Source organism: Nocardia amikacinitolerans NBRC 108937 (assembly GCF_001612615.1).
Taxonomy (GTDB): domain Bacteria; phylum Actinomycetota; class Actinomycetes; order Mycobacteriales; family Mycobacteriaceae; genus Nocardia; species Nocardia amikacinitolerans.
In genome coordinates this window covers 40,994-66,695 of sequence record NZ_BDAU01000013.1, presented here as the reverse complement: position 1 = coordinate 66,695, position 25,702 = coordinate 40,994, and the positions used below count along the sequence as shown (strand labels likewise).

26 protein-coding genes and 1 tRNA gene are annotated in these 25,702 nt (G+C 68.6%); 13 read left to right on the top strand and 14 right to left on the bottom strand.

All coding sequences use genetic code 11. The annotated features are described in order from the left end of the window. Nucleotides 1–20: 20 nt before the first annotated feature. Nucleotides 21–2,354 (top strand): hypothetical protein, encoded by a 2,334-nt coding sequence (locus NAM01S_RS13060; protein WP_372511631.1) that lies wholly within the window; start codon nt 21–23, stop codon nt 2,352–2,354. 121 nt (nt 2,355–2,475) lie between these two features. Beyond that, nucleotides 2,476–3,255 carry a hypothetical protein gene (locus tag NAM01S_RS13055; RefSeq protein WP_067784363.1) on the top strand — a complete coding sequence of 260 codons (780 nt, stop codon included), beginning with the start codon at nt 2,476–2,478 and terminating at the stop codon, nt 3,253–3,255. A gap of 205 nt (nt 3,256–3,460) precedes the next feature. Here NAM01S_RS13055 and NAM01S_RS13050 read toward each other — a convergent pair whose 3' ends face one another. The 3 genes from NAM01S_RS13050 to NAM01S_RS13040 all read right to left on the bottom strand — a co-directional run bounded on the left by NAM01S_RS13050 (nt 3,461) and on the right by NAM01S_RS13040 (nt 4,874). Beyond that, a complete protein-coding gene (locus NAM01S_RS13050) occupies nt 3,461–3,763 on the bottom strand; it encodes a hypothetical protein (protein ID WP_067784361.1) in 303 nt (100 codons plus the stop codon). A gap of 132 nt (nt 3,764–3,895) precedes the next feature. Then, entirely contained in the window at nt 3,896–4,342 is a 447-nt protein-coding gene (locus NAM01S_RS13045; protein WP_067784356.1) for a hypothetical protein, read from the bottom strand. A gap of 76 nt (nt 4,343–4,418) precedes the next feature. After that, the gene (locus NAM01S_RS13040) at nt 4,419–4,874 is read right to left on the bottom strand and encodes a MarR family winged helix-turn-helix transcriptional regulator (protein WP_067784355.1); all 456 of its coding nucleotides are present in this window, start codon (nt 4,872–4,874) and stop codon (nt 4,419–4,421) included. 105 nt (nt 4,875–4,979) lie between these two features. Here NAM01S_RS13040 and NAM01S_RS13035 point away from each other — a divergent pair, with 105 nt between their 5' ends. From NAM01S_RS13035 to NAM01S_RS13005, 7 genes are all read left to right on the top strand, one after another. Continuing rightward, complete coding sequence (locus tag NAM01S_RS13035; protein ID WP_067784352.1) at nt 4,980–6,290, top strand: Dyp-type peroxidase; 1,311 nt, start codon at nt 4,980–4,982, stop codon at nt 6,288–6,290. 184 nt (nt 6,291–6,474) lie between these two features. After that, nucleotides 6,475–6,900 carry an SH3-like domain-containing protein gene (locus NAM01S_RS37300; RefSeq protein WP_067784349.1) on the top strand — a complete coding sequence of 142 codons (426 nt, stop codon included), beginning with the start codon at nt 6,475–6,477 and terminating at the stop codon, nt 6,898–6,900. Continuing rightward, a complete protein-coding gene (locus NAM01S_RS37295) occupies nt 6,897–7,199 on the top strand; it encodes an SH3-like domain-containing protein (RefSeq protein ID WP_067784346.1) in 303 nt (100 codons plus the stop codon). Before NAM01S_RS37300 ends, NAM01S_RS37295 begins: the two co-directional genes overlap by 4 nt. Further along, the gene (scnC, locus tag NAM01S_RS13020; RefSeq protein ID WP_067784342.1) at nt 7,196–7,906 is read left to right on the top strand and encodes a thiocyanate hydrolase subunit gamma; all 711 of its coding nucleotides are present in this window, start codon (nt 7,196–7,198) and stop codon (nt 7,904–7,906) included. The genes NAM01S_RS37295 and scnC overlap by 4 nt, the downstream gene beginning before the upstream one ends. Further along, nucleotides 7,903–8,229 (top strand): SH3-like domain-containing protein, encoded by a 327-nt coding sequence (locus NAM01S_RS13015; RefSeq protein WP_067784340.1) that lies wholly within the window; start codon nt 7,903–7,905, stop codon nt 8,227–8,229. Before scnC ends, NAM01S_RS13015 begins: the two co-directional genes overlap by 4 nt. Nucleotides 8,230–8,792: 563 nt before the next feature. Continuing rightward, nucleotides 8,793–9,869, top strand: coding sequence for an MFS transporter (locus tag NAM01S_RS13010; RefSeq protein WP_255284307.1), 1,077 nt, complete (start codon nt 8,793–8,795; stop codon nt 9,867–9,869). Next, nucleotides 9,863–10,507, top strand: a complete 645-nt coding sequence (locus NAM01S_RS13005) for an HAD family hydrolase (RefSeq protein ID WP_067784334.1) — start codon at nt 9,863–9,865, stop codon at nt 10,505–10,507. The genes NAM01S_RS13010 and NAM01S_RS13005 overlap by 7 nt, the downstream gene beginning before the upstream one ends. A 197-nt stretch (nt 10,508–10,704) precedes the next feature. On the opposite strand, the gene NAM01S_RS13000 is transcribed toward NAM01S_RS13005, so the two are convergent. Next, complete coding sequence (locus NAM01S_RS13000) at nt 10,705–10,944, bottom strand: hypothetical protein (RefSeq protein WP_067784331.1); 240 nt, start codon at nt 10,942–10,944, stop codon at nt 10,705–10,707. A gap of 180 nt (nt 10,945–11,124) precedes the next feature. On the opposite strand from NAM01S_RS13000, the gene NAM01S_RS12995 reads away from it, so the two are divergent. Continuing rightward, a complete protein-coding gene (locus NAM01S_RS12995) occupies nt 11,125–12,300 on the top strand; it encodes a helix-turn-helix domain-containing protein (protein ID WP_253798424.1) in 1,176 nt (391 codons plus the stop codon). A 429-nt stretch (nt 12,301–12,729) separates the two neighbouring features. Here NAM01S_RS12995 and NAM01S_RS12990 read toward each other — a convergent pair. The 5 genes from NAM01S_RS12990 to NAM01S_RS12970 all read right to left on the bottom strand — a co-directional run bounded on the left by NAM01S_RS12990 (nt 12,730) and on the right by NAM01S_RS12970 (nt 17,407). Beyond that, a tRNA-Ala gene (locus tag NAM01S_RS12990) sits at nt 12,730–12,805 on the bottom strand. An 80-nt stretch (nt 12,806–12,885) separates the two neighbouring features. Continuing rightward, nucleotides 12,886–14,043: a divisome protein SepX/GlpR gene (gene sepX, locus NAM01S_RS12985; protein WP_067784328.1), complete on the bottom strand. Its 1,158-nt coding sequence runs from the start codon at nt 14,041–14,043 to the stop codon at nt 12,886–12,888. Between the two features lie 362 nt (nt 14,044–14,405). Beyond that, nucleotides 14,406–15,056: a GNAT family N-acetyltransferase gene (locus NAM01S_RS12980; protein ID WP_067784795.1), complete on the bottom strand. Its 651-nt coding sequence runs from the start codon at nt 15,054–15,056 to the stop codon at nt 14,406–14,408. A 12-nt stretch (nt 15,057–15,068) separates the two neighbouring features. Continuing rightward, complete coding sequence (gene glp / locus NAM01S_RS12975; protein WP_067784325.1) at nt 15,069–16,325, bottom strand: molybdotransferase-like divisome protein Glp; 1,257 nt, start codon at nt 16,323–16,325, stop codon at nt 15,069–15,071. A 125-nt stretch (nt 16,326–16,450) separates the two neighbouring features. After that, a complete protein-coding gene (locus tag NAM01S_RS12970) occupies nt 16,451–17,407 on the bottom strand; it encodes a UTP--glucose-1-phosphate uridylyltransferase (protein ID WP_067784322.1) in 957 nt (318 codons plus the stop codon). A gap of 79 nt (nt 17,408–17,486) precedes the next feature. Here NAM01S_RS12970 and NAM01S_RS12965 point away from each other — a divergent pair, with 79 nt between their 5' ends. From NAM01S_RS12965 to NAM01S_RS12960, 3 genes are all read left to right on the top strand, one after another. Then, on the top strand, nt 17,487–18,092 hold the full coding sequence (locus tag NAM01S_RS12965; RefSeq protein ID WP_253787060.1) for a 5-formyltetrahydrofolate cyclo-ligase: 606 nt from the start codon (nt 17,487–17,489) through the stop codon (nt 18,090–18,092). 68 nt (nt 18,093–18,160) lie between these two features. Then, nucleotides 18,161–18,454, top strand: a complete 294-nt coding sequence (locus NAM01S_RS34020; protein WP_084482902.1) for an FmdB family zinc ribbon protein — start codon at nt 18,161–18,163, stop codon at nt 18,452–18,454. Between the two features lie 88 nt (nt 18,455–18,542). Continuing rightward, nucleotides 18,543–19,211 carry an SAF domain-containing protein gene (locus NAM01S_RS12960; protein WP_067784315.1) on the top strand — a complete coding sequence of 223 codons (669 nt, stop codon included), beginning with the start codon at nt 18,543–18,545 and terminating at the stop codon, nt 19,209–19,211. An 821-nt stretch (nt 19,212–20,032) separates the two neighbouring features. On the opposite strand, the gene NAM01S_RS12955 is transcribed toward NAM01S_RS12960, so the two are convergent. From NAM01S_RS12955 to NAM01S_RS12935, 5 genes are all read right to left on the bottom strand, one after another. Beyond that, complete coding sequence (locus NAM01S_RS12955) at nt 20,033–20,704, bottom strand: MspA family porin (RefSeq protein WP_067784313.1); 672 nt, start codon at nt 20,702–20,704, stop codon at nt 20,033–20,035. 137 nt (nt 20,705–20,841) lie between these two features. Further along, complete coding sequence (locus tag NAM01S_RS12950; RefSeq protein ID WP_067784311.1) at nt 20,842–21,516, bottom strand: MspA family porin; 675 nt, start codon at nt 21,514–21,516, stop codon at nt 20,842–20,844. A gap of 697 nt (nt 21,517–22,213) precedes the next feature. Beyond that, nucleotides 22,214–22,708: a MogA/MoaB family molybdenum cofactor biosynthesis protein gene (locus NAM01S_RS12945; RefSeq protein WP_067784792.1), complete on the bottom strand. Its 495-nt coding sequence runs from the start codon at nt 22,706–22,708 to the stop codon at nt 22,214–22,216. A 71-nt stretch (nt 22,709–22,779) separates the two neighbouring features. Then, the gene (locus tag NAM01S_RS12940; RefSeq protein WP_084482901.1) at nt 22,780–24,159 is read right to left on the bottom strand and encodes a S1C family serine protease; all 1,380 of its coding nucleotides are present in this window, start codon (nt 24,157–24,159) and stop codon (nt 22,780–22,782) included. 72 nt (nt 24,160–24,231) lie between these two features. Then, nucleotides 24,232–25,698 (bottom strand): HAMP domain-containing sensor histidine kinase, encoded by a 1,467-nt coding sequence (locus tag NAM01S_RS12935; protein ID WP_067784309.1) that lies wholly within the window; start codon nt 25,696–25,698, stop codon nt 24,232–24,234. Nucleotides 25,699–25,702 lie beyond the last annotated feature (4 nt).

Genomic DNA, 25,702 nt, shown 5'->3' with positions numbered 1-25,702 from the left:
CTGCGCCCCTTGTGAGCACAATCGCGGCGATCGAACCGCGCCGAGTAGGCCTGAAGTGGGGGGCGATTACCTCACTGGGAGTGATCGCGGGTTATCTGGCGGTGTTGCTTGCCGATCCGCGCCACTACTACACAGACGATACCGAGGCCCAGTACGCCCCCATGTGGGTGGCACTCGGAAATCAGCTGCGGGAAGGCCGGTTGCCGATCCTCATCCCGCACGAGTGGATGGCGGGCAACTACACGCTCGAGGAAGCCGGGCTGCTCAATCCGGCCCACCTGCTGGTCTTCCTGATCGCCCCCTCGATGGACGACCTCGCCCTCTACGCGACGCTGGTGAAGCTGGTCTTCTCGATCATCGCCGGCCTCGGCGTCTTCCGCATCTGCCTGGCGTACGGCGCACGCGCGCCGTGGGCCGCGGTCGCGGGCGTGGCGTTCCCGCTGAGCGGCTGGTTCCTGTTCTTCGACGAGGCGAGCTGGTTCACCCCGCACGTCGCGACCGCGTGGATGGTGCACGCCTGGGCCTCGGGCGTGAACTACGCGCGCGGGCGCAGCGGACCGATTCCGGTGTTCGTCTTCCTGTATCTCACGCTCACCGTCCAATACGCGTTTCCCGCGGTGGAATCGGCGCTGGTGATCGTCGCCGTCGCGGCGGGCGAGATCGTGCACCAGCAGCGCTGGGCGCCCGCCGTGCGGCTGATGCTCGCTTCCGGCTGCGCGGCGCTGACCGCGGCGATCGCGAACTTCTCCGGAATCCTCTCCTCGCAGGTCACTTGGCGCGGTAGCGCGCAGATCCACAACGATCCGTTCCTGACGGTGCCGTGGTCGGAGTCGCTCAACGCCAGCCTGCCGAGCACCACACCGGCGTTCACCGCGTGGTGGGGTCACGTGCAGCCGCTGCCGATGGTCTACATCGCGTGGTTCCTCATCCCCGCGCTCGCCTTCGTCGACTGGCGGGCGGCGCGCCGCTCCGCGCGGGAGTTCAGCGGCATCGCGTTCTTCGCGGTGGCGGTGCTGATGTGGACCGCGGGCCCCGGCGCGATCGGCCCGCTGCGCTGGCCCGCGCGGGTGCTGCCGATGGTGGCGATCGCGCTGCTGGTGCTGGTCTGCGTATTGCTCAGCCGGTACGGAACTTTCGCGGCCTCGCGACGGCGGATGGTCGCCGCAGGGGTGCTGATCGGGTTGTTGTTCGTCCGATCGTTCTCGGCCGCACCGCTGTTGGCGCTGCGGCATCTGATCGCCGCCGTCGTGGTCGCGGCCCTCGGCTACGCGGTCGTGTGGCTCGCGCGCCACCGCGGCATCGTCGCGGCGTGCGCGCTGACCATGGTCGCCATGTTCCCGATCGCGTTCACGCAGGTGGCGATCGCGCCGCTGACCCCGCTGTCGTACAACTTCCCGGAAAAACGCTCCGAGATGCGTGCGGCCTTCCCGGATTTCGACGGGCTCACTTTGCAGCTCGCCGACCGCGCGATCATCGCCCCCGAGGACCGCGGTCTCGCGGGCGCGTACGGATCGCTGGCCATCGGCAACTACGCCAAGGCGCTCGAACTCGACTACGTCAACGCCTACACGCCCATCGGCCACACCGGAATCGCCGGACTGCTCTGCATGGCATGGGACGGCAGCACCTGCCCGGACGCGTTCCGCCGCGCCTTCGCCGCCGAACCGTCGACCGGCGTTCCCGTCGTCGATCTGATGAAGGTCGATCGGGTCGTCCTGCACCGCGCGCAGTACCCCGACGCGCGCGATCACCCCGCACCGCCCGGCTGGCAGTGGGTGGACTACCGCGGGCACGAGCGCTTCATCTGGGTGCTGGAGCGCCAGGGCGGTCCCGCCTCCACCCGCGACGGCGCCATCGCGCACACCTCCGGTGTCACCGCGACATCGACCGGCTCCTACGACGACATCACCACCCGCGCGAAGGTCAGTTCCGCGACCGGAGGCCGGGTCGTGTTCTCCCGCCTCACCTGGCCGGGCCATCGCGTCACGCTCAACGGCCGCGAACTGCCCACGTTCGACGTCGCCCGCAGCTTCCTCGCCGTCGACATCCCGCCCGGCACGCAGAACGCCGAACTGGTCGTCGATTGGCGGCCGCCGGGCTGGCAGATCGGGATCGCCACGGCGATCGCGGGTTTGGCCGGGCTCGGTGTGTTGCAGTGGGCATATCTGCGCGCACGTCGGCGGACGGACGATGCGCCGGACGTCGCGGAGCCGGACCTCTCAGAAGCGGACGTCGCGAAAGCGCACGCCGCAGAGGCGGACGTCGCGAAAGCGGACGTCGAAGTAGCGGACGTCGCGAAAGCGCAGGTCGCGGAAGCGGATGTGGCCGAGGAGATGGCCGAGACGAAGAGCTGACCAGCGTCCGACGCGAAACAGACCGCACGGAATGCGGCGTGTGAAATTCCTTTCATCCGAATGCGATGCGGCTCCGAATCAGATTCGTAGGAAACTCCGCTTCTTCGAATGAGGACGCCGCATGGCCACATACAAGGCAGTTATCCCGTTCCGTTCCTTCTCCCTGCGCACGACGACGCTGATCGTCGGCGCGATCTCGGCGGCGGTTGTCACGGCCGCGCCCGCGATCGCCGACGCGCCGCCACCCGGCGCGGCCGCTCCGGCAGGCGCCGTCGCCGAACAATTCCCGTTCGGCGCGAACATCTTCGGTGCGGCGATCCCGCTGCCAATCGTCCCGGCGATCGCTCCCGCGCCCGCCGCCGACCCGGTCGAGCCCGCGCCCGAGGCGGCCGTCGACGTCGAATCCGAGGCGGCCACACCGGTCGTCGAGGCCGCGCCCGTCCCGGCGCCGACGAACGTGATTCGCATCGGCAACGTCGAACTCGGACGGCCCGACTGGATCACCCCGGAACAGGCCGACCAGATCAACGGCGCGACGATGGGCGCGCAGAACGGCCTGTCCGGCGCACTCCAGGCCGCGGGCATGGAACGCTCGCGGTCCGACCAGATCTCGGCCGATGTCATCGGCACCGCGGCTCAGGGCGCGGTCGTCGGTGCCGCCGTCTCCAGTCCGATCGCGGTCGTCGCCGCGGTGATGGGCGCGGCCATCGGTCTCGTCGTCGGCATCCCCTTCGCCCCGGCCGGGCTGGCCTTCATGCCCGTCCTCGCCGCGACCCTGTCCGTCGGCATGGTGTCGCTCCCGTTCATCGCCGCAGGCGCGGGCCTCGGCGCGATCGTCGGCGCGGTGGAAGGTTCGATGGCCCCGCCCGTCGCGCCCCCTGCCGAGATTCCCGCCGCCTAGCGTCGATTTCGTTAGTACACAACCTATTACGTCAGGGGCGGGCTCGACGTTGGATCGGGCCCGCCCCGCGAAAAGCCGCGCCGACCCGAGTCAGCCGGCGTGCCGCGGTGGCGTGAGCGAAGCGGCCCCGCGGGTTCGGTCCGTGCCGCACCCACACCTTGTCGAGAACCCCGCCGGGTCCCTGGCCGCACAGCCATGACCCGAGTCAGGCCCGACGATCCACCGTCGCCCAAGCGGCGGCGGCGACCACACCAGACACCACAACCACCGACGGCCACGCCCCGATCTTCTTTGCCAACGGGTGCGAGGCGCCGAGCGCACCCACCGACAGTCCCGTCAGCGCCGCCGCACCGCCGGTGCCGACCGTCCGCCGCCACCGGGGCAGTGCGGCCGCCGTCGCCGCCGCGAAAACGACGCCGCCGAGCTCGCGCTTCTTCGTCGCCTGCGCGAGCGCGAAACCACCGCCGAGTCCACCGGCCGCCAACAGCGCCGTGGGAATCCGAGCCATGTCCAAATACCTCCTCGTAGCGATCACTTCCTCAGCCATAGTGCCAACGCGAAGCACGGAGGCTGCCGGACGGGCGAGCGCCGCAGGTCAGGAGGGTCGGGATCGACTGGCTCGGCTAGCTACCCCGCTGGCTCAGGAGCCCGGCCGGACGATCATCAGCACGACGACAACCACCCACAGCAGGTTGTAGATCCCGGCGAGCATCCCCAGCACGCGCAGCCGCCGACCGTCGTCCGGGGCCGCGAGCGCGTCGCGCTGCATCGGATGGATCTGGACCGCGAGCAGCCCGCCCGCGACGGCCGTCAGCACCATGGCCAGCGTGATCCAGATTTCGCCCATCCGGCCCTGCACCATGGCCAGCGCGATGCCGACCACCGGCACGATGACCCCGAGCGCCGCGTAGACGCCGGTCACCCGGTGCATCGCCTGCGCGACGGCGACACTGCGTTCGGCCCGGTCGCGCGTCGGCGCGCCCGCCGCGACCGGGGCGTACCGGGGGAACAGGCTCGACGCCACCGCCGAGCCGCCGACGAACACGATGGCCGCAACCACGTGGACCGACAGCAAGACATGCTTCATCGATCGACTCCTTCATCCTTCAGGTTGGCTGAAGCCTAGCGGAGAGCTTCAGACAAACTGAAGGATGTGCGTGGAGTCACTGTCGCGACGGGGGAATTCCGTCGGCGAAGGCCGCGAGGATGGCCGCGCCGATCTGCCGCCGAATGGGGTCGGCTTCCGCGCCGAACAATCGATCGTCCACCTCGGCGACCACCCCCTCGGCCTTGCGCAACAGCCGAGAACCCTTGGGCGTCAACTCGATCGTCGACGCCGACCCGGCGCGCGCCGTGCGGTCGCGCACCAGCCCCGCCGCGACCAGCGCCTTCACCGCGGTGTGCACACTCTGGACGCTGATGCCCGACATCCGCGCCAGATCGCTGAAGGACGCGCCTGGCACGCCGGAGATATGACCGAGCAGCCCGAGCCTGGCGACGGTCAGATCAAGCGGGGCGAGGGCGGCGCCGAGCTCGGTCTCCACCTTGCGCGCGAGCGTCAGCACGATGATGGATGCGCTGATCGCGGGCGGTCCGGGGCGGGCGTTCTCGGTGGTCACGACTTCAGTTTCGCGTATCGCGACCCCAGAGCGTGGCGCGGGTGAACAAGTCGCTAGCCTTCAGTCTTATTGAAGGATTGCCCGCGTGCCGCTACGCTGTGCCGCATGAGCGAAAGTACTACAGGCGGTAGTAATTCCAGTTCGCCTGCCGGGCGGGTCTCGCGTCGCGCCTTGTTCGGCGCGAGCCTCGTCACGGCGGGAGCGGCCGCCGTCGGCGCGGTCGCCGGTCGCGCGACGGCGCCCGATCCCACGGCTCCCTCCCGCACCGAAACCTTCCACGGCCCAAGGCAAGCCGGTATCGACACTGCCGCCCAGTCACACGCGCTGTTCCTGTCCGTCGACGTCGCGCGGCCGGATCGAGCCGTGCTCCGCGAACTCCTGACCGGATGGACCGCGACGGCCGCGGCATTGACCAAGGGCGACCCCGCGCCAGAAAGTCCGGACACCGCACCGGGTTTCAGCGCGCACACCGATTTCGCCACCGATCTCGATCCGGCGCGGCTCACGATCACCTTCGGGCTCGGACCCACCCTGTTCGACGAGCGCTTCGGCCTCGCGTCCCAGCGCCCGCGTCACCTGCACCCGCTCCCCGAATTCCCCGGCGACGCATTGAATCCCGCCTGGAGCGGCGGCGACGTGCTGGTTCAGATCTGCGCCGACGACGCCCAGATCGTCAGCCACGCGTTCCGGGCCCTCCGGGCACGCATGCCCGGCCTCGGCCGCATGCGCTGGACCCAGCACGGCTTCCTCACCAGACCGGCTGACGGCGGCACGCCGCGAAACATGTTCGGCCACAAGGACGGAACCGCCAATCCGCGAGCCGGGTCCGTCGATTTCGACCGCGCCGTGTGGATCGACTCCCCTGACGAACCGGACTGGTTGCACGGCGGCACCTACCTGGTCTTCCGCAAGATCCGGATGAAAACGGCAGACTGGGACCAACTTCCCCTCGCGGAGCAGGACCGCATCATCGGCCGCCGCCGCGGCGACGGCGCACCACTGCACGGCGCGCACGAGTTCGATCCGATCGACCTCGAATCACGCACGACCAGCGGGGAACTCGCCATTCCAGCCGGAGCGCACGTCCGCCTCGTGCACAACATCCCCATGCTGCGCCGCAGTTACAACTACGACTACGGCACCCTCATCGCCAATGCGGGCGGCGTCGCCGAGGAACCGCACACCCACGCCCCCGGCACGCCGGAACACACGCACGGCGGGCACAACCAGCTCGACGCGGGTCTGCTCTTCGCCGCCTTCATGAACAATCCGCCCGAGCAGTTCGTCAAGGCCCAGCGCGCTCTCGCGAGCGATGACCGCCTGAATCCACTCATCCAGCACACCGGCAGCGCGTTCTTCGCGATTCCACCTGGCATCGAGCCCGGCGGGTCGGTCGCGGACGCTCTATGGCGCTGAGCGGCCCGAATCCCGCTCCGGCCTCAGCGCAGCCGTAGCTCGGCAGCTTCATTCCGGCAAACTTGCCGTGTATCGTTGGCAACCTGACACCGTTCCTGTGATGGGGGTCACACCCCAGTGCCTGCCCCGGGGCGGCGCGCGCCGCAGTTCGCCGGGATTTCGGAGCCGCGACAACGGAGCCATCATGAGTTCACCGAATCGATTCGACCAGCTTCAGCACCGGGTCGCCGACATCGCGCCGGTGTTCCGCAAGCCACTGGATTCGCCCTACGACATCTCGAACGAGCTGTTCGAGGCCCTGCGCCACGTCCTGCACGACGTCGGCGGGCAACCGGACATTCCGGTGGAGTACAAGGAAAAAGTCGAAGAGCCGTGGGAGATGAACACCTACGTCACCTGCGAATGCCTCGGTTGGCGCGGGGTGTGGAACTCCGAGGAACGCCGACGTGCCGAGAACGACCTCGGCGCGACCCTCTACTTCGGGCTGCCCTACTACGCGCGCTGGGCGACGGTCGCGGCGAAGGTCCTGATCACCAAGGGGCTGATCACCCCGGACGAGCTGTCGGCGAAATTGGACGAGGTGCGCGCGCGGCTGAAGGAGCGAGCATGACCCGCAAGTACCGCATCGGTGAGCGCGTGACGGTGCGCGACGCGACGTCGATGTTCCACACCCGCACCCAGAGCTACACCCGCGGCCGCACCGGCGTCGTCGTCGAGTACCGGCCGGAGTGGATCATCCCGGAAGACGAGGCGTGGGGACGCGACGACGGCCGCGTCGAGCCGTTCTACGTCGTGCGGTTCCGCCAGAAGGATCTGTGGCCGAATTACACCGGCTTCGACGCCGACACCCTGGAGACCGAGGTCTCCGAGCGCTGGCTCGAGCCCGCAGAGGAGGACGATTCGCAGTGAGTCACACCCACGACCACGGGGCGCACACGCCGATCCAGGCCAGCGAGGAGATCAGCGAGTTCGAGGTGCTGGAAACGGCGATCCGCGAACTCGCCATCGAGAAGGGCCTGTTCTCCCAGGAAGATCACCGGCGGTTCTCCGAATGGGCCGAGGCCGTCGGGCCGCACGGCGGATCGAAACTGGTCGCGAAGGCGTGGCTGGATCCGGACTTCAAGGCGCGCCTGCTCGCCGACGGCACCGAGACCTGCAAGGAGGTCGGCATCGACTGGCGCGACCCCACCGGTTCCGGCACACCCAGCGACTACACCTACTTCTACGTACTGGAGAACACCCCCGAGGTGCACAACGTCATCGTGTGCACCCTGTGCTCGTGCTACCCGCGGCCCGTCCTCGGCATGTCCCCCGACTGGTACCGAACCCCCAATTACCGTCGCCGCCTAGTCCGTTGGCCGCGCGAGGTGCTCGCCGAATTCGGCCTGCACTTCCCGCCCGAGGTGGAGATCCGAGTCCACGATTCGAACCAGAAGTCCCGCTTCATGGTCATGCCGATGCGCCCCGAGGGCACCGAGGGCTGGACCGAGGAACAACTCGCGGCAATCGTCACCCGCGACACCATGATCGGCGTCGCGCTCCCCCAAGTCGACTGGACCGCCCAGAAACCACCCGACCAAGCCGAGGACGCCATGCGTGGGGAGGGAGGCCGGTGAACGAACCGTACGACGTCCTCCTCGACACCCTCACCCCCGCCACCACCCGCGAATCCACCCTCCCCGAACTCGATCGCAAACCCGACCCGTGGGAATCGAGCATGCAGGCGACCTGCGAATGCCTTTCCTGGAGAGGAGCTTTCGACAACCTCGAACGCCGGCACGCGGAAGACGCACTCGGCGAGACGATCTATCACGACTTCCCCGTGCGAGCGCGGTCGGCGGTTGTCACCGCGCATACGTTGATGGAGCGCGGGGTCATCAGCCCCGAGGAGCTCCGTGCGCGAATGGATGTGGTGCGGGCAAGGTTTCATCGGGAGTAGAGAGGTAGTCGGCCGGCCCGGGCAGCGATCTACCGCGCTGCCCGGCGGTTCGATGTTCGCCCTTCGCAGCTACGATCACCGGTCCACTTGATCCCTTAGTGGCCCTTCGATTTTCATCACTCGTTAATCGTCCCGCTTCCAGTTCGCAATCGATTCGATCTCAGCGCCCTCACGTGCGTATAGCCTGGTCACTGATGCTTCCGGACGGCACTTTGTGGAGCGAATCACCGAGGTCCGCTCCGGGTGGTAGCTTCCCGTACCCCTTGGTAGGTTTCGGCTTGTTCGCGCAACGCCGCGCAACCTTCAGTCTTTGACCCCGCGGAACGTTCCTCCGATCCACAGTTCGTGCGCCTCTCTCGTCGACAAGAGGCGGGAATCGTCATACCCACACACCCGCAGCCGATTTCGCGGTCGTTCTCGACGGCGAGGTTGGCTGCGGCATCGATGGAGCCTTCATGACACGCACCATCGCGCCGGCTTTGGAACGTGCGCGAGATATACCCGACGCCGTAGTGCGGAGTCGTGGTTTGTTGACGGGATACTTCGCCGGACTCGGTGTTGTGATGGCCGTCTGGGGAACCAGGATTCCGGCCATTCAGGAGTCCGCCGGGCTGGACACCGCCGGGCTTGCCGCGGTGCTGCTGGCTGCCGCGGTCGGCATGGTCGCCGGCCTCCAGCTAGGTGGTCGGCTCGCCGAACCCGCCCGGCTTCCCCAGCTGTTGACCTGCGGCGCACTGGGTCTCGCCGTAAGCCTCGCGCTGCTCGGCGTCTGCCGAACTCCGATCACGCTCGCCGCCGCGGCGCTGCTCTTCGGTGCCGCGCACGGCGTGCTCGACGTCGCGGCGAACGGCGCGGCGGTTCGCTGCCAGCAGGCATACGGTCGCCCGATCATGTCGGGCCTCCATGCGGCCTACAGTCTCGGCGCGCTCGGTGGGGCCGTACTCGCCGCCGTCACCGCGCACGATTCGCACACCTACGTCTTCGGCGTCACCGCGGGCGTGGCTATCGTGGCGACGGTCGCGGGGGCGCCGGCCACCCGCTGCATCGGATTTCCGGCTGCGGACCTTCCACTGGAAACCGCTGCGCCGGAGCGCTTGTCGGAACTCTCCCGGTCCCGGCTCTGGCTGTTGGGCTTGCTGGCTGCCGCGTGCCTGCTCGGCGAGGGCGCCGCAGCCGATTGGTCGGCAGTGCACCTCAGCGGGCTGCAGGCGTCCCCCGCGATCAGTGCCGCGGCATACGCCGGATACAGCGCGGCCATGGCGGCCGGACGTCTGGTCGGCGATCGCCTCATCGCACGCTTCGGCGCACCGAAAGTTGTTCGCACGGGCGCGTTTCTGGCCTCGATCGGACTCGTCGCGGGTCTGGCGGTGACCGAAGTCCCATTCGCGTTGGCAGGCTGGGCCGCTTTCGGTCTCGGGCTGTCCGTCACGATTCCTTCCCTGTTCAGCGCTGCGGGAACGGGAGGTCCGCGCGCGGTCGCCACCGTGGCCGTTGCCGGCTACCTCGGTCTGCTCGCGGGCCCGGCGCTGATCGGCGCCCTCGCAACCGTGACGTCCCTACCCATCGCCCTCATGCTGCCCGCCCTGCTCGCCGCGGGCGTGGCTGTCCTGTCCCATCGAGCACTGGAGAACCGGTGGTAACCGCACTATCTCACCAGCCCGCGGAACTCGACGCGGTCATCTTCGACTACAACGGCGTCATCGGCCTGCAACCCACCGTCCCCATGTGGACCGGCCTCGCCGAACTCGCCGGCTGGCCAGCAGACCAGCTCGGCCACTTCCAAAATGCTTTCTGGAGCGCCCGCGAACCCTACGACTCCGGCGAATCCGACGACGCCGACTTCTGGACCGCCGTACTCGGCCACCGCCCGGACCCGGAACTGCTCACCCGATTGCGCACCGTCGACACCGCAATGTGGACCTCCACCGACGACCGCGTCGTCACACTCCTCCACCAGGCCCGACGCGCGAACCTCCCAATGGTGCTGCTCTCCAACGCACCCCACCCGGTCAGCGATGCCCTCGACGCCTCCAACTGGCGCCCCCTGATGACCAACGCCCTCTACTCCGCCCGCCTCGGCAAGAACAAACCCCACCCGGACACCTACCGAAACGCCCTCGCCGCCATCGGAATCCCCGACCCCAGCCGCGTTCTCTTCATCGACGACCGCCCCGACAACTGCCAAGCCGCCGCCCACCTGGGCCTGCGCACCCTCCACTACACCGGCACCCCCACCGACATCGAACACCACCTCGGCCTCGCCACCGTCGCCGCGTAGATCCCCGCCAGCCGTCACAGGACCCTCCCGGCACCGCTGCCGACCGGTGAAGGACACGAGCCTGACCAGCGGCTCGCGGAGTTGTGGTCACCGCTCGCGCCTATCCGGTCGGTACGCGGCCGACCGCGCAAAGCGTCCAAACCGGGTTCGTCGAGAAGGCGGGAAAGCAGCCGGAGTTCGCGCCGAGGCAACACTAGTCAGTCGCCGATGAACAGCAGATATCCGTTGACGCGAAGCGCGATCGATGCCGCCCGTCGCAGCAGGTCGACAGCCTGCCGCTCGGCATCGGTCCGTACCTCGATCCCCTCGATCTGATCGAGGATCAAGCCCAGCTGGTACCGGTTGAACATGGTGTCGCCGTACGGGTAGATCCCACGCAACAAACTGGTTTCGGGCTGCGCCGCGCACAGCCTGAACAGCGTTTCGTCCACGTCCATTGAGAACACCCTCCCTGTCGCTCAACGCTTGAAGAGCACCCGCCCGCCGGGGACCGATGAGGGGCACCGCATCAACCCGGCGGCGGGGCTGAAAACAACGCTAGATAAATGCGATTCGCAGATCGGACACTCTGGCGTCTACAAGCGTCTACAGCAGTCGGTGCACGTTAGGCTGACGTTGTGGACGAGAGCGGGGAATCGGACGCCATCACCGGCATCCGGCTTCGCGCCGCCCGCGAGGCGGCGGGTCTGAGCCTGTCCGCTCTTGCCGCGCGCACGCACTACAGCAAAGCGCTGCTCGGGATGTTGGAGACCGGGCAGCGTCTCGTCAGGCCCGAGCATGTGACCGCCTATGCCGAGGCCTTGGGTATCGGATCGGCACTGTTCGTCGAACCGGCTGACGGTGAGCAAGCGGCGACGGAATGGATTCGGCGGGGCGTGGCGTCGGACCTGAGTGGGGACACCCTGGACCGCTTGGAGCTGGCGGTGGACGACCTGGCGGCGGGGTATCCGACGACGCCGCCAGATGAACTGCTCGTGCGTATCCGTCAGCATCTCAGCTATGCCGGACGCCTGATGGACAGCCGGAAGACTCTGGCGCAACACCGCCGGTTGCTGGTCTCGGTCGGCTGGCTGTCGCTGCTGGCCAGCACATGCCACATCGACCTAGGGGAGCTTTCCGCCGCAGCGGCGCGGGGACACCTGGCGTGGAAACTGGCCGATGAAGCGGGACACCGCGAGATCGCTGCATGGTGCCTGGAAACGCGGGCGTGGCAGCAATTGACAGATGGGAAATACGCTGCCGCGGCAGAGCTGTCGCGTGCGGCGCAATCCGTTGCACCGCAGGACAGTTCGGCGTTAATCCAAGCCACCGCCCAGGAGGCCCGCGCGCTGGCACGGCTCGGGGACAGCAAGGGCACGTACGAGGCGCTGCGCCGCGTCGCCAGGCTGGTGGCGGGGCTGAACACACCCGACCGGCCGGAACACCACTTCCACTACGACCCAGCGAAATCCGACGCCTACGTCGCAACTACTCTGGCGTGGCTCGGCGATCCGGCGGCCGAGTCCTACGCCCGGCACGTTCTCGCCGATCTGGCAGGCGCGGCGTCTGTTCGCCCGCGCCGGATCGCTTCGGCGAACCTCGACCTGGGACTGGCTCTGGTCGCGGCCGAGAAGCCGGACGAAGCGGCACACGTCGCGCTGGCCGCGGTGGCGTCCGGGCGTCTGGTGCCGTCGAACTACTGGCGCGTGTCCGAGGTCGTCTCGCGGATCGAGGACCGAGGCGCGCCGGACGCGGCCATGGTGCGCGAGGCGTTCCGCGACACTTACTCATGTAGCCCTGGTAGGCGAGAGTAGAGATTGGGCGCAGGAAAGCGGGAAGCCACACCCGGGGTGGTAGACAGAGGCCTGTCTTCAGCCCGGCGAGCAAAGGCAACCCGCCGGAGCGGGCGCACCTAAGAGGTGCGCTCGAAGGCGCCTGCCGAGGTGACGTAATGAAGGCGGCGGTCCCAAACAGTCTCGGCCCAACAGGCGCGGCAAACCCTCCCCAGCAGCCAAACCTGGAAAGGAGGGTCCGAACAGCGACGCCAACACGAAGGCGAAACGAACGCGGCGATCCAAGGAAGTCTCCGCCCAACAAGCGATCGCAAACCTACCCGGACAGGCCAACCTAGGAGGGGGTCCGGGGAGCGAAGCCCCGCCGGGTGGGGGTGTGGGGGCTCCGCCCCCACAAACACGCGGAACCAACCAAAAAGGCGAGCGCTCTGCGCGAGCACTCGCCTCCGTTGGTGGAGCTAAGGGGAATCGAACCCCTGACCTTCTCGATGCGAACGAGACGCGCTACCAACTGCGCTATAGCCCCGTGCGGTCCCCGGGGGAACCGCGCTGTGCCACTGTAGCAGGCGATCCGGCGAGATACCGAATCGCCTGCCTGAGCTGCGGTTATTCGCCTACTGCCCGGCGCATGTCGCCGCTGGTGCGGCCGCGGAGGGCTCGGGCGGTGGCGGGGTCGAAGGTGTCGAGGTGTTCGAACATCGGGTCCTCGTCGACGGCGTCGAGAAGGACGGAGCGGCGGCGCAGGGCACGGGCGGTCTCGCGGTCCATGCCGCGGCGGGTCTCGGTGTCGTCGGCGCGGTGCTGGTCCTCGTCGGCGTCGCGGCCGCGGAGGCGGGCGGCGCGGCGGCGGCGGATCTCCTCTTCCATGCGGACCTGCCTGCGCAGGTACGCCAGGTAGGTGCCGAGAACGAGAGCGGACAGTCCGCAGGCCCACCACAGCAGCGGGCTGACGACGATCGCCAGCGCACCGCAGAGGATGCCGGTCAGCAGCAGGCCGAGGACGGCGCGCTGCCGGAAGGTGTAGCGGGCGGCGCGGGCCATCGCGTCGGCTTCCGGGTCGAAGCCGCCGCGGCCGCGCCGGGTCGGGACGAATTCCGGTTCGTCCGAGTCGGTTTGGTAGTCGGGGTCCGGGACGCGCGCGGGTGCGCCGGAGCGGGCGGGCGGGATACGTGCCGTGGTCGGTTCGTAGTACGCCGCGGCCTCTTCGTCGTCATCGGCCACGTCGTCATCATCGGCCGCGGCGTCCGCGTCCGCAGGCGTTCGGGCGGTCTCGGTGTCGTTCTCGTCCGAATCGAGATCCGAGTCGAGGTCCGACTCGGGATCCGCCGCACGGTCGGCCTCGCTCGTCACGGCATCGTCGTCCGTGTCGCCCGAATCCGCCTCGGCGGGTTCGTCATCGGCGTTGCCGGAATGGACGGCGGACGCCGCGGGGCCCGCCTCGAGCGCCGGGATGTCGTCCCGCGCTTCGTTGTCCTCGTCGACTTCGGTGACTTGCTCGTCGGCCGGTGCGCTCATCCGGTCCTCCGCATCATCGCTGTGGAAACGCTTTCTCTGCACTCGGGTCGGCCGATAGTCCGGGTCGCTGTCGTGCCCGGCCGCCGGCCCCTTCTTCATGCGCCGCTTGGAGCCGCCGCGGTGCAATACACGGGTCGCCAGTGCCGCGTCGGTGGTCTGCCGGATCCTGGGGTGCCGGTCGGCCAAGATCGGGAACAGGACGAAGACCCAGAGCACGACGAGCCCGATCCACAGAATCGAGTTCGGCATCAGGTCATCACCTCCGTCCCCACCTGTTCGTCCGTTCGGCCCGCGCCCGGATGACGTACCGCGCCGTGCGTTCGCTACCGCTCACGCGCTCGGACGCGGCCCTCGGTCCGAAGACGCCGCTCAGGCTCCCTGCCGGTGCCGCAAGACGCAGCCCCGACGTCCGTAGGTTAATTCGGCCCGCCGCGCGATTACGGCAGGCGCGCCGTGCACATCCGCCACATCTGTCACAAGATTGCCCATCCGTCCGCGTGCCTCGCGGGAGTTGACGTGTCACGCCGGTATCGTCCCGCCCGTCTCATATCGATCGACTGGATTTCCCTTGGACTGCCCGATGGCAAACGTCTCGCAACGAATCGCGGTCCTCAGGGCAGGATGACTCGCCCCTCTCGCACCAGCCGATCCAGCACGGTTCCGGTGACTTCCTCCACCGTCAGACCCACGAGCAGGTGGTCGCGCCAGGCGCCGTCCACATCGAGATAGCGGCGAAGCAGGCCTTCCTCACGGAAGCCCACATTGCGCAGAACCGCCTGGCTGGCAAGGTTTTCCGGGCGAACGGTCGCCTCGACTCGGTGCAGGCCGACCGGCCCGAAGCAGTGGTCGAGTCCGAGCGCGAGCGCGGCGGTCGCCACGCCATGTCCGCTGAGGTCCTTGGCCACCCAGTAGCCGATCCACGCCGAACGCAGCGCCCCGCGCACGATGTTGCCGACGGTCAACTGGCCGCTGAAAGCGCCGTCGACCTCGATCACGAGCGGGATCATCGCGCCGCGTCTTGCCTCGGCCTTCAGGCTCGACCACAGCGAGGGCCAGTTCGACGCGTGGTTGCGCGCCTCCCAAGCGCCCCGGCCGGTCGGCTCCCACGGCTCCAGATGCTCGCGGTCGCGCAACCTGATTCGGCTCCACGCCGCCGCGTCGCGCAGCCGCACCGGCCGCAGCGTGACCTGTCCCGCGGCGACGCGCACCGGACCGAGACGCGCGGGCCACCCCGGATGCTGGGTGACCCGGAAGACGTTCATCGACTCCACGCTTCAGCCGCGCTGCGAGAGGAACGCGACTTGCACCTCGTCACCGGTCCTGACCTCGGTGTCCTCCGGGTCGACGATGATCAGGCTGTTCGCCTCGGCCATGGTGGCCAGCAGATGTGAGGAACCGGCGCCGCCGCCGAGCGGCTGCACCAGGTAGTCGCCGGTGGATTCGTCGCGCATGAGCTGAGCGCGCAGGAAACCTTTGCGCCCGACCATCGAACTGATGGGTGTGATGGTTCTGGCCCGGATGATGCGGCGCATGGGATGCCTGCGGCCGAGCGCGATCCGGATCAACGGACGCACCATCACCTCGAAGACCACAAGCGCGCCAACGGGATTCGACGGCAGCAGGAAGGTCGGCACCTCGTCGCGCCCGAGCCTGCCGAAACCCTGCACCGAACCGGGATGCATGGCGACACGGGCGATTTCGAGTTCGCCGAGCCCCTCCAACGCCTCGCGCACCTGTTCGGAGGCCCAGCCGCCCACCGCACCCGCGATGACGACGACTTCCGAACGCACCAGCTGCCCCTCGACGACGTCGCGCAGCCGCCGCGGGTCCGCGCTGACGATGCCGACGCGATTCACGTCCGCGCCCGCGTCCCTGGCGGCCGCGGCCAGCGCGTAGGAGTTGACGTCGTAGACCTGGCCGGGGCCCGGCGTGCGATCGATATCGATCAGCTCGCCGCCGACCGAGATCACCGACAGCCGCGGCCGCGGATGCACGAGCACCTTGTCCTGGCCCACCGCGGCGAGCAGACCCACCTGCGCGGGACCGATGATGGTGCCCGCGCGCACCGCGACATCGCCCGGCTGCACGTCGTCGCCGATGCGCCGCACGTAGTCGCCGGAGCGGACCGGCTCGTAGACCTTGATCCTGGCCCTGCCGCCGTCGGTGAAGTCCAGCGGCAGCACGGCGTCGGCGAGCGTCGGCAGCGGAGCGCCGGTGTCGACCCGCACCGTCTGGCGCGGCTGCAATCGGATCGGCTGCCGGGAACCCGCGACCACCTCGCCGACCACCGGCAACGTCAGATCGACCAGTTCGCCGTCCTCGTTGCGGATGTCGGATCCGGCGGCGGCCACGTCGACGCTGCGCACCGCGTAACCGTCGATGGCCGCCTGGTCGAAACCGGGCAACGGCCGCTCGGTGACCACGTCCTCGGCGCACAGCAGGCCCTGGGCCTCGGAGATCGCGACCCGGACCGGCCGGGGCGCGACCGCCGCCGCGGTCACCTTGATCTGCTGATCCTCAACCGAGCGCATCCAGCCCTTCCTGATCTACTCCGCACATCGAACCGATTCCGCCGCACGCGCTTCGGACGCAACCGCGTTCGGTGAACCATCATTCGTACCCGACGGTCCACTGCCGACGAAAGCCGAGCTTTCGCTCAGTCGTCCGTCGTCAGCTGCGGATCCCAGTCCGGACCGAGCCGGTGCTGCAGCCACTCCCGCAGGGCAGGGCCGTATTCCTCTCGTTCCAAAGCGAAATCGACCGCAGCACGAAGATAACCGCCCGGGTTGCCCAAATCGTGGCGCGACCCACGGTGCACGACGACGTGAACCGGGTGTCCCTCGTCGATCAGCAGCGCGATGGCGTCGGTGAGTTGCAGCTCACCACCGGCGCCCGGCTCGATCCGCCGCAGCGCGTCGAAGATGGCCCGGTCCAACAGGTATCGGCCCGCGGCCGCGAAGGTCGACGGCGCGTCGGCAAGCGCGGGCTTCTCCACCATTCCGTTGACCCGCAACACGTTCGGGTTTGTCGCGTCGGGCACCGGCGCGACGTCGAAGACGCCGTAGGCGCTGACCTGGTCCTTCGGCACATCGATGGCGCACAGCACGCTGCCGCCGCGCTTGCGGCGGACGCGGCTCATCACGTCGAGCACACCGCACGGCAGCACCAGATCGTCAGGAAGCAGGACCGCGATCGCGTCCTCGTCGTCGTCGAGCGCCTGCTCGGCCTGCGCCACCGCGTGACCGAGGCCGAGGGGCTCCTCCTGCACCACCGAGGTGACGTCGAGCAGGGCGGGCGCCTTGCGCACCTTCTCCAGCAACTGGAACTTGCCGCGCTCGGCGAGGGTGCTCTCCAGCACCAGGTCCTCGACGAAGTGGGCGACGACGCCGTCCTTGCCCGGCGAGGTCACGATCACGAGACGGTTCGCGCCGGAGTCGGCGGCCTCGCTCGCGACCAGTTCGATACCAGGAGTGTCCACCACCGGCAGCAACTCTTTGGGCACCGTCTTGGTCGCGGGCAGGAAGCGGGTCCCGAGCCCGGCCGCTGGCACGACTGCCGTGCGGAAACACGACGTCGGCGCACCATCCGCGGACTGTCCTGCCTGTGCTGTCATACGCATACCCTATCCATCCATCACACCGCCCGGCCGCCGTCGCGGCGACCTGGCACCCGGTGAGCTTATGGTGATCCCCATGGAGATGCCCGGCGAGCGGGACAAACATGCATGGCGTGGCGAAATTCTCGCCCGGCGGGCTGCGGTGCCCGCGGCCGAGCGCGAGCGCGAGGCGCTGGCGCTTGCCGAAGCGATCGGCAAGTTCGAGACACCGCTGGTCTCGGAATGGGTGTGCGCGTACGTGCCGGTGCGCGACGAGCCGGGGTCGATGGCCCAACTGGAAGCGCTACGGGAGACCGGGGCGCGCGTCCTTCTGCCGCTCACCGGTGATGCGGAAGCGTTGAACTGGGCCGAGTACACGGGTCCCGCCGACCTGCGCCGGGCCAGGTACGGGCTGCGCGAGCCGAGCGGACCCGCGCTGGGCGTCGAGGCCGTCGCGCTTGCGGAGCTGATCCTGATTCCCGCGCTCGCGGTGGACCGGCGCGGTGTCCGGCTCGGGCGCGGAGCGGGGCATTACGACCGGACGCTCGGCGCCGCGCGGCCGGACGCCCGGTTGGTCGCGGTGGTGCGCGACGACGAATTCGTGGACCGGCTGCCGGAAGAACCGCACGACCTGCGGATGGGGTGGGTCCTCACGCCGTACGGCGGACTGCGGCAACTCGGCGGCGATCGGGTCGCGGAATGAACGACCGATTGGCGGCGTTGGCACTGTCGCCTGTAGAGTGCTAGTCGACGAACCCTGCGGAGGATCCTGTGCCAACTTATTCATACGCGTGCACCCAGTGTGACAACCGCTTCGACATCGTGCAGTCCTTCACCGACGACGCACTGACGGTCTGCGAGAACTGCTCCGGGAAGCTGCGCAAGCTGTTCAACTCGGTCGGCATCGTGTTCAAGGGCAGTGGCTTCTACCGCACCGACAGCCGCGGCGGCGCGTCCACCGCGAGCGAGCCCGCGAAGTCCGACAGCGGCTCCAGTTCGTCGGGTTCGGAGTCGAGCTCGTCGAGCAGCTCGAGCGCGACCACCAGCACGGCCGTCGCCAGCTGATTTTCCCGGTTATCCACAGCCTCTCGCCGATCCACAGGTCGCCCTTTCGGTGACCAGCGCGGTGTGATCCTGGCCATAGGATCCGGCCATGACTCGCGCATTCGCCGATCTCGGTCGCGGCAGCCCGCTGCGCTTCGCCCTGTGGAACCGGCCGCCCTGGCTCGATGGACTGCTCGCCCGCCGCGTCTTCGCGGCGGCTCTGACGCTCCTGGCCGTCGTTCTCTTCGCCCGTGGGAATCCGAGCGCGGCGCGGACGAACGTCGTCGTCGCCGGGCGTGATCTACCGCCCGGCAAGGTGCTCGAATCGGGGGACCTGAAATCGGTGCCGCGCGAATCCGGCGCCCTCCCAGTAGGCGCGGTACGCGACCCCTCGACGCTGGTCGGCGCCACCTCGACCGGCGCGATGCGAGCCGGTGAGGTGTTCACCGACCTGCGGGTGATCGGTCCGCGCTTGGCCGAGGTGGCGGCGGGCGCACGCGACGCGCGCATAGTCCCGATCCGGCTGGCGGACACGGCGGTGGCGGACATCCTGCGGCCGGGCGACCGTGTCGACGTGATCGGTGGCGACGAGCAGCAGGGGCCCGGCGCGCGACCGGCCAGGACGCTGGCAGGCGATGCCGCCGTGGTCATGGTTTCCGAGCCCGGCGAACGACGGGGCGCGGCGGACCGGGTGGTGTTGGTCGCGATGGATGCCGAACATGCCGCGGTGGTCGCCGCCGCTTCGCTGCACACCGCGCTGACGGTGGTCTTCCATTGACCGCCCGGCTCGCCGCAACTCGCGACCGGAATATGTTCGCCGGAAATTAACCGCTTCGGTCGATCAACATCTCCCGAGGCCCGGAGCACGGATTTCTCCGAGTGCGACCCACAGATTCGCCGAAGAGGAGGGATCGGCAACGCTAAAAGGATTTCATCTTCCCCGCAACGTCATCTACCTGGCCGTTACGGCAGTAATCAGCACCGCGTTCGTCGCGAGCATCACCGCGTTCCCCAACGGAATCGCCAATCCGCGCTCGCCGTTTTCAGCGGAACCCGATGAAGTCGGTCTCGGTTCCTACATGATTGCCGACAAGCAACATATGTTCAGATCGGTTTCGTCGTCGCCGCGCTGATGGCATGCACGACTTTCGCGAGGGTGCCGTACTCCGTGGCGACAATGCCCGCCGCGCAGGCAAAAAAGAGTTTCGCCGATTGATATCGAAAAGCTATTGCGAAAGGGAATTCTGGGCGGCTCCTCGATCCGCACAACGAGGGCCGCATGAAGGACACGCATACCGAACCGAACAGGAAGCGGGCCCTGGAGCGGACCCCGGGAAGCCCGCTTCCGCCGGTCGTCCGGTTTGTCCCCTCCGAACGACAGTTCCAGCCTAACGCGCGCAAACATCCGGCGTTCACCGGTATGTCACTCGGCGTTCCACGTCTGGTCATGCGCCGACCCGAGGCAGCGGGCACGAGAACGGGCCCGTCACCGAAGCGACGGGCCCGTTCGTTCGAGTCGCCGGTCCTGCGGCTCGGTGGAGCGCAGCCGGACGAATTCCGCCGGGCAGCGGCGCGTGGCCAGAGCCCGGACGGTGTGCGTCAGCCGAGGCTGAACGGCTGACCCCACAGCGTCACCCAGGTGACGACGTTGTCGGTCTCGACCTCCACGCTGACGAAGGCGCGGGCCTGCGCGTAGCCACCGCAGCCCGACAGGCCGATGGTGGAGTCGGCCCAGGTGACCGAGCCGTTGCTGCCCTTGAACTTGTTGCGCTTCTTGTGCGACTCGTTGCCGAAGTCGTCGGCCTCCTCGATGTCGAGGATGTAGAACGAGGTCGCCTGACCCGGGCCGAGCGACAGGTTGCCGCCGCTGCTCGCGCCGATGCTCGGGCTCTCGCCCTGCCAGTCGCTGCCAGCCTCGACGCCGCCCTCGGCGCCGCCGCCCGCGATGTTCACCTGGCAGCCGACGGTGTAGCCCGGGAAGATCTTGCCGCCGGCTTCCGCGCCGGTGCCGGACAGCTCGACCTGAGCCGAACCGGAGACCCACGCGTTGCGGTGCACCGGGGTGGAACCCATGGACGGGCTGATGAGGGCGGACTCGCCGACCAGGCGAACGGTCACCACGGTGCCGTCGGACAGGTGCTTGACGATCTCGCCGCCCGGCAGCGGGACAAAGGTGTCGGCGTTGGCGGCGCCGGTGGAGAACAGGCCCATGGCAATGGTGGCGGCGGCACCGACACCGGCCATCCGCGCCACGTTCTTACGGTTGAACATTTCGTTGTACCCCTCGAGGGTTGAATCGCTTGAGCGAGAAGATTTTTCGTGTTCGATCGACGGCGGCCCCTGGCACGTCGCGGTCACTTCGTGCGACCGCTTCCGGCCCGCGCCCGCCGCTGGGGACTCGACAGACGTCAGCCGATGCTGAACGGCGCTCCGTAGAGGGTGGTCTTCGAGTAGTGGTCACCGATGATCTCGACCACGGTGTAGGCGCGCGCCTGGGCGTAGCCCGCGCAGCCCTGGATCTCGATCTCGGCGTCCTGGTACTCGACCGAGTACACACCCGGCTTCAGGATGTCCTTGTAGTCGATCTGCACGAACTTCACTTCGCCAGGGCCGAGGTTGAGGCCGATGGAGCCGCCCATGCTGAAGCCGTCGAGGTTCACGCCACCGGACACACCGGCGGAGATGGCGTCGTCGGCGATGCTGACCTGGCAACCGACGATGTAGCCGGTGCTCAGCTGGGAAGCGCCGTGCGTCGAGGAGTTGTTGCTGCCCGGGCCGCCCGCGGGGCCGTTGTTCGGGCCGACCTCACCCTCGGGGGTGACGGTCACATCGGCGGTGGCGTTGCCCGAGACCCAGACGACGCGACCGGCGCCGTTGGCGGCAAGGGACGGCGAAATCAGGGCGTGCTCACCCGTGCGGGTGATCGTCACGCCATGACCGACCTTCTGACCGTCCGGCAACGGCACGAAGGTGTCGGCATTGGCAGCACCGGTCGACAGCATGCCCATGGCAACGGCCGCGGCGGCGCCGACGCCCGCGACGCGGGCACCGCGACGCAGACCGTTGGTGCGGTTCTCGCTCATACTTCCCCTCATCAGGTTCAAACAGTCAACCTCGACCATCGAGGCTGGACAGTGGTCCTCTCAGGCCCAGCTCAGTTTGTCGCCCCTTTGTTGCCGGTATGTAACCGGCTGTTATTTCGGCGCAACGCCCTCACTGGCAACGGAACCGAGCCTGGTTCCGCCGGATCGACGAACGTACGTGCCGTATCCGGACCCGCGAAGACCTTCGTTTGGGTGGCTCGTGGCGAAGATTAAACGGTCGGTAACTGCCTGGCAACGCAAAGAATTGTAAAGATGATAGTGATGTAGATCACAGGTGCGGACATGCCAATATCGCTTGACGTGCATAAATGCAGGCGGGAATGTCGCGCATTCGCGGAACCGGTCGGTTCGAGTCGCAACGAGGCCATCGACCGTTTACGAGACAGAGCCGTAATCGATGGCGCAGATCACAGTGCGCTAAAGAAAACAGTGAGGAGATAACGGAGCCATATCACCCCGAAGTACGTACTTAAATAGTAGCAATTAGCTCAACCGTGGTGCGGGGGCACCTGGGAGCGCAACCAGTCGTCGCCGGAGCGGCGGTCGTCCGGGTCGTCACCGCGTTCGTCGCGGGTGGTGTCCGGCAGGGTGTCGCCGAAGATCCGCGCCAGACGCGCGGCGTCCCTCGCCCGGCGTGCGGCGGGGCGAGGGACGTCGGAAGAGTCGGCGGCCGGAATTATTCGGCCAATCCGGACAGTTCGCCGATCACTTTGCTGGCGAGCGGCGAGAGGGTTGCCATACCGTCGCGGATGGCGGAACGGGTGCCGGGCAGGTTCACGACCAGGGTGCTGCCCGAGATGCCGGCGAGACCGCGCGAGAGGCCCGCGTCCAGGGAGCCCGCGACCCGGCCGGAGGAACGCAGCGCCTCGCTGATACCGGGCAGTTCCCGGTCCAGCACCTGCGAGGTCGCCTCCGGCGTCACGTCGCGCGGCGACATTCCGGTGCCACCGACCGAGATGACCAGGTCGACGCCGCCGATCACCGCGGTGTTCAGCGCGTTGCGGATCTCCACCTCGTCGGCCTGCACCGACACGGACGCGTCCACGAGGAAACCCGCCTCGGTGAGCAGCTCGGTGACCAGCGGCCCGAGCGAGTCAACACCTCCATGCGCCGTTCGATCGTCGACGACCACCACCAGTGCACGCCCCGCCACAGGAGCATCGATTTCCATGGTGCTCACCGTAGCGCCTGTGCCGAGCAACCCGGCGGCGGCGCTGGACAATTCCGCGTCACCGAGCCGCCTCACCGGCCACCGTCCGCGGGTGCGGCGGTGAGGGTGACCTCGACGGTCTTGGGGTTGTTGCCTTGTTCGTCGGTATAGGTGACCTTCACCTTGTCTCCCGGTTGGTGCGAACGGACGGCGGCGATGAGCGCTTCGCCGGAATCGATGGGCCGATCGTCGAGCTTGGTGATGATGGCGCCGGCCGGGATGCCCGCCTTGGCGGCAGGGCCGTCCGGGGTCGCCTCCAGCACCAGCGCGACGCTGTCCTGCGGGCGCAGCTTGATGCCGATCTGGGCGTAGGTGGCGTGGCCGTTCTTGATCAGTTCGTCGGCCACCCTGCGGGCCTGGTCCACCGGGATGGCGAAGCCGAGACCGATCGAACCGCTCTGCTGGCCGCCGAGCTCGCCGACGCCGAGGCTGGCGATGGCGGTGTTGATGCCGATCAGCTTGCCGCTCGCGTCCACCAGCGCGCCGCCCGAGTTGCCCGGGTTGATGGCGGCGTCGGTCTGGATCGCGTCGATCACCGGCTGCGGGGCGTTGGGGTTCTGGCCGCCTTCGCCGCTGGTCGACACCGGCCGGTTCAACGCGGACACGATGCCGGTGGTGACGGTGCCCGCCAGGCCGAGCGGCGAGCCGATGGCGATCACGGGCTGGCCGACCTGGAGATTCGACGAGGTGCCCAGTTCGATCGGCGTCAGACCGCTCTTGCCCTGCACCTTGATCACCGCCAGGTCCGAGACCGGGTCTGCGCCGACCAACGTGGCGGGCGCGCTGCTCCCGTCGGAGAACATGACCTCCATCTTCGCGCCGGCGCCACCGCCCGAGGCCACGTGATTGTTGGTCAGGATCAGGCCGTCGGAGGAGAGCACGACGCCGGAGCCCTCGCCCTGCGCGCGGTTGCTCGCCACCTTGATCATCACGACGCTGGGCAGCACCTTCTGCGCCACCGCCTGGGTCGAACCCGCTGGCGCGTTGGACGCGTTGCTGACATTGGGCTTCGGCGCGTCCAGCGCGTTGGTCACCTGGGCCCTGCCGTCGTCGGATCGGGTGGCCAGTGTGCCGACCGCACCGCCGATGCCACCGCTGACCAGCGCCAGTGCCACGGCGCCCGCGACGAGACCGGCGCGGAACGGACGCTTCGGCGGCGGCGCGCCGAAGGCCGCGCCCGGGTGCGGAGGCGGCGGCGAGCCGGGAGCGCCGAATCCCGATTCCGGGCCGGGGAACGGCTGGGTCGGATAGTGCTGCATCGGGGGCTGCTGCGCCTGATGGTGTGCAGCGCCGGGCGCGGCCCATGCCGAGTGCTCGGTATGACCCGTCGCGGGGAACTGCTCGGTCGGCCGGGGACCGGAGGCGTCCGCCTTCCCCGGCTCCACGTCGCGGTTCTGGAAATCCTCCGTCATGGCTTCTCGCTTCTCCTCACGTCTGCCGACCAGCGTGCCGACGACGGCTTAGAGCCGACTGAGACCCTGCTTTCAGTTCTCCGAGATCTGCTGGGCTGACGCGGGACCGTCACCCTCACCAGGTAACACGATACGGATCAGCGCGCCGCCGCGGTCCGAGGTGTCGATCGTTATCGTGCCGCCGTGCTTGGTCACCACCTGCTTGACGATGGCGAGCCCGAGCCCCGAGCCGGGCATCGAGCGGGAGGCGGTGGTCCGGTAGAACCGCTCGAACACCAGCTCCCGTTCGTCCGAGGGGATGCCGGGGCCCGCGTCGTCCACCGCGAGTTCCAGCAGACCGCGTCCGGCCTCGCGCATGGTGACAAGCACCTGGGCGCCCGCCGGACTCCACTTGGCCGCGTTGTCCAGCACGTTGAGCACGGCTCGCTCCAGCCCCGCCTCGTGGCCGTAGACGAACCACGGCCGCAGCTCGGCGACGAACTCGATGGCGCCGCGGCGGCGCCTGGCGCGCTCCAGCGCCCGCTCGGTCACCTCGCCGAGATCGATCCGGTCGTAGACGGTCTCCGGCGCGTCCTCGCGTGCCAGGTCGACCAGGTCGCCGACGAGGGTGGACAGCTCCTCGATCTGGGCCATCACGTCCTGGCGCAACTCGGCCATGTCCTCCTCGGGGATGGCGGGCGCGCCCGGCCTGCTCGACGCGATGAGCAGCTCCATGTTGGTGCGCAACGAGGTCAGCGGCGTGCGCAGCTCGTGCCCGGCGTCGGCGACCAGACGCCGCTGGCGGTCGCGTGATTCGGCGAGCGCGCGCAGCATCGTGTTGAAACTGTCGGTGAGCCGCGCCAATTCGTCGTCGCCGGTGACCGGGATGGGCGTGAGGTCGTCGGTGCGCGCGACGCGCTCGGTCGCGGCCGTCAGTCTGGCGATGGGTCTGAGGCCCGTGCGGCCCACCGCGGTACCCGCCGCGGCGGCGAGCACGACGCCGCAGCCGCCGACCACGAACAGCAGCCAGGCAAGCCGGTCGAGTACCTCGCGGGTCGGCTCCAGCCGCTGTGAGATGACCAGCGTCGCACCGGAGTTCGTGCGCACCGCGAGCACGCGCTGATTGCTCACCGTGCGCAGCGAGGAGTTCAGCTTGCCGTCGGCGACGGCGAACTCCTGCTCTCCCACCGGTGGAATCGTCTGCTGCGGCGGCATATAGGGCTTGTGGTCGGCGAAGATCAGCGCGACACCGACGTCGTTGGAGAACAACCCCGCCAGGATGATCGACTGAAACCCCAAGCTCTCGAAGTTGTTGTCGATCATCGTCGAGGCGCGCGCCCGCAACTGCGAATCGACGTCGGCGTAGAGGGCGCGCGCCACCATCGCGTAGGCGGCGATGGAGGTGAAAGCGACCGCGATGGCCACCACCGACGCGGCGAGCAGGGTGACCCGCCAGCGCAGCGAGACCGAGCGGGTCAGCGGCATCGGCGGCCGCATCTCGGTCGAGTCGGGCTGGCCAAGGGTGGCGATGACGGGACGGCGTGGAACGCTTCGTGCCATTGTC